This window comes from Bacillus cereus group sp. Bc010, assembly GCF_027716745.1.
In the GTDB taxonomy this organism is placed as follows: domain Bacteria; phylum Bacillota; class Bacilli; order Bacillales; family Bacillaceae_G; genus Bacillus_A; species Bacillus_A pacificus.
This window is the reverse complement of the sequence record NZ_JAQFUY010000079.1, coordinates 1-3698: the sequence shown is the minus strand read 5'-3', so window position 1 is coordinate 3698 and position 3698 is coordinate 1. Positions and strand designations below refer to the sequence as shown.

Sequence of the window (3698 nt, the reverse complement as noted above, 5' to 3'; positions counted from 1 at the left end):
GCTGCATTGGTTGTTCTTCCACTTGTGGTTCTACTGCCACTTGCTGCATTGGTTGTTCTTCCACTTGTGGTTCTACTACTACTTGCTGCATTGGTTGTTCTTCTACTTGGTGTACAGGCTTATTCTCTACTCGTTCTTTCATAGAAGGTTGCATTGCATTCGTTCTAGCTGCATGTCTTTCCACTAATCGCGCTCTATCTTGTTTCAACATAACAACATTGAATGGTACGTGACGCTTTTTCTCACGTTTAGGTTCTTCTTTTTGTACAACTGGTGGCTCTTCTGCGACCGGTGTTTCCTCTGCAACTGGTTGTTCTTCTTCAATCACTGTTTCTTCCACAACTGGTTGTTCTTCTACGACCGGTGTTTCTTCTGCAACTGATTGTTCTTCTTCAATCGCTGCTTCTTCTACAACTGATTGTTCTTCTTCAATCGCTGCTTCTTCTACAACTGATTGTTCTTCTTCAATCGCTGCTTCTTCTACAACTGATTGTTCTTCTTCAATCGCTGCTTCTTCTGCAATTAAAACGTCCGCAAAGCTTTGAACATCTTTTTTCGTTTGTTCATCAGCTTCAGCAACATGTATGAATTCATTCTTTTGTTCAATTGCTTCATTTAACACCATTTCTTGCTGCGTTTCCTCAAGTACTACAGGTTCGGCTTCTTCTGGTGCTTTTGTTTCCGCAATTACTTCCACTTCTTCTGACTCTTCTGCTTCCGCAATTACTTCTACTTCTTCTGACTCTTCTGCTTCCGCAATTACTTCCACTTCTTCTGACTCTTCTGTTTCTGCAATTACTTCCACTTCTTCTGATTCTTCTGTTTCTGCAATTACTTCCACTTCTTCTGACTCTTCTGTTTCCGCAATTACTTCCACTTCTTCTGATTCTTCTGTTTCTGCAATTACTTCCACTTCTTCTGACTCTTCTGTTTCTGCAATTACTTCCACTTCTTCTGACTCTTCTGTTTCTGCAATTACTTCCACTTCTTCTGATTCTTCTGCTTCCGCAATTACTTCCACTTCTTCTGATTCTTCTGTTTCTGTAATTACGTCTACCTCTTCAAATTCTTCTGGTATTTCCACAATGATTGTTTCTTCAAGCTTTTCTTCTGCTTTGACAATCACTGATTCTTCTGGAGCTTGCTTTTCTACTTCAATAGTAGGTTGGTCTATTTCTGTATTACGTTTCATTTCTTCTGATAATATTGTATCCTCGTGCTCTACTTTAGAAGCTAATGATTCTGTTTGTAGAACATTTTCTACCACTACATCTTTTTCTTGCTTCGCATCTTCCATACGCTCAGCAATTGTTTCATGAAGTAATTCAGCCGCTGGAACTTCCTGCGGTGCACTCATTTCTTGAGCCACTTCTTTTTCTTCTACTATAGGCTCTTGGCGTTCGATTTCATAACCGTTTTTCTCTAGCCATTGATCGACAACTGACTTTTCTTCCTTTTTACTCTGTTGATCTTGCTCATCAACTCTTTCATGACTGGAAGAAGTCGGTGCTTGCCCTTCTGAGAAATGAGATAATGTATATCCTTTTTTCTCTAGCCATGCATCAACGACTGATTTGCCCTCTACAGATATTTCAAGGTCTTCTCTTTCCTTTACTTCCTCCTGCTTTTCTTCCTTTTTCTCTACTGAAGGACGATTATATCCGTAAATTGGCGAAATCATTTCTGTTGGACGAAATGGTCTACGGTTACTTTCTTGCGCTGGTGTAGATGCTTTCTTTACGACAGGCTCTCGCTCCGGTTCATATTGCATTTCCGGCTCTTCATATGTAGAAACTACCTTCTCCACATACTGTCGTCTGCTTCTTTCCACTTTAATTCCTCTTTGAATAGGCGACTCTTTATATGTTACAGCTTGAACAGGTTGTTCTTCAAAACGCCCTGTTTCTATAACATCCTCTTCATCGAACCCATTATCCGGTACTAATGGAAAACGGCATTTACCTGCATTCCTACTTGCCATTTGTGCTTCTCTTGCTTCGGTGTAGTGGTTTACACGAGGAATTTTCGGCTGACTTTCAACTTGCTTTTGTACTTCTTTATTCATCGCTGTTTGTTCTTCCTCTTTGTTAAACAGCTTTTTCATCCAATCTAACATGCTTACCACTCTTTCTACTAAATAGTAACATCCTTTATTGTATCAGCATTCGGCAAAAAGTGCAGGTAAAATTAAGCATGTCATATTTATCCATAATATTCTAATTTACGAGTGTTTTCATATAGAAAAACGCATTCTTACATGTAAGAATGCGTTTAAGCTTTACTCTTCCGATATTCATCTACACTATCGGTTACACTTTGCAATAAAGAATTTACATACTGCGGGTCAGATAATTTTTTATCTTCTTCATGGTTTGACATAAACCCAAGTTCTAATAGTACGCCAGGTACTTTGGACCAATTGAATCCAGAAAGATCACCCCTGAATTTAATTCCATTTACTTTCACTTGCTGATTTTCTCTCATTTTATTTACTATCGTTTGAGAGATTTGAAGGCTTTCCGCATAAATCTCTTTCGTATACGGACTTCCTTCTGCCGGCGTCAATACAGCGAATCCACTTTGATTCGGATTTTCAGAACCATCTGCATGAAGACGTAAAAACAAGTTTGCCTTATGATCATTCGCAAATGTCGCGCGTTCTTTATTACTTATATCCACATCTTGTGACGTTCTCGTCATCAATACTTGCATTCCCTTTGCTTCTAACTTTTCTTTTAATACGAAAGCCATTTCTAATACAAGAACAGCCTCTCTTTTTTTCGTCACAACACCAGTTGTACCATCTGTCACTTTATATTTTTGCGTCGTTGCGCCTGGCCCAATCGGCTCTAAGTTTAAATTTGCTTTTTGTTGGTGGCCTGGATCAATAACAACGAGAAACTTTCCTTGTTTTTCATTACTCTCTACTTTTTGTTCATTATTTTGCACTGGTTGCTCTACTGGCTGCGCTGGCGTAGATTCCTCTTTCTTTTCTTCGGCCGGCACTTCCTCCCGCTTTTGCTCCACTTGCTCATTTGTTTGAACTGCTTGCGGTTCTTCTTTCTTTTCTTGTTCTTCTTGCTGCTTTTCTACCGGTGCGTCTTCCTTTTTATTGTCGCTTGTTTCTTTTATAGAAGATGTTGTTTCTTTTTTCGGCTGCTCTTGTGAACAACCGGCCATATATATTCCAATGAATGCAATCATGCTCATTATTTTTATATACTTCATGTTTTTCTCCCATCACTTTGCACCGATCTCGCAGTTTTTCTTATAATTGTTTTATAATCTCATCCATATTTCCAATATAAACTGGCTGCCATTTTTCTGTACCACGTTCTGCAGTATAAACCGGATAAGCGTCATCATCTATATTTACGAAAACTGGATCGCCCATATCCGTTTCATATCCAATTGTAATCCATCCTTCTTGCCACTTTCCGTTTTCTTCACTAATTAATGAATTTTTATGTTTATCATATCGATAACCAATTTGTCCTTTTTCTAATTCATTTTGACTAAACAAATATATCTCATAAGTACCTAACTCGATATCTTGCTGTTTTGAAGTTTCAATTCGTTTCAGAAGTTCTGCGATTTTTAGTTGTTGTTTCATACGTCTATCCGATACGATAAACTTAACTAAATCTATACAATTCAATCAAATTTACACAAGTTAGTGCTTCATCGTGTTCTCGCAA

At 38.3% G+C, this 3698-nt stretch carries 2 protein-coding genes and 1 pseudogene; all 3 read right to left on the bottom strand.

Annotated elements, in window-relative coordinates; translation table 11 throughout:
• Positions 1 to 2116 (bottom strand): annotated as a pseudogene (locus PDQ68_RS28335) (DNA translocase FtsK); the annotation flags it as partial.
• Positions 2117 to 2271: 155 nt separating this feature from the next.
• Positions 2272 to 3228 (bottom strand): N-acetylmuramoyl-L-alanine amidase, encoded by a 957-nt coding sequence (locus PDQ68_RS28330; RefSeq protein ID WP_270787157.1) that lies wholly within the window; start codon positions 3226 to 3228, stop codon positions 2272 to 2274.
• 40 nt (positions 3229 to 3268) lie between these two features.
• Entirely contained in the window at positions 3269 to 3613 is a 345-nt protein-coding gene (locus tag PDQ68_RS28325; protein ID WP_061183814.1) for a hypothetical protein, read from the bottom strand.
• Between the last annotated feature and the right edge of the window lie 85 nt (positions 3614 to 3698).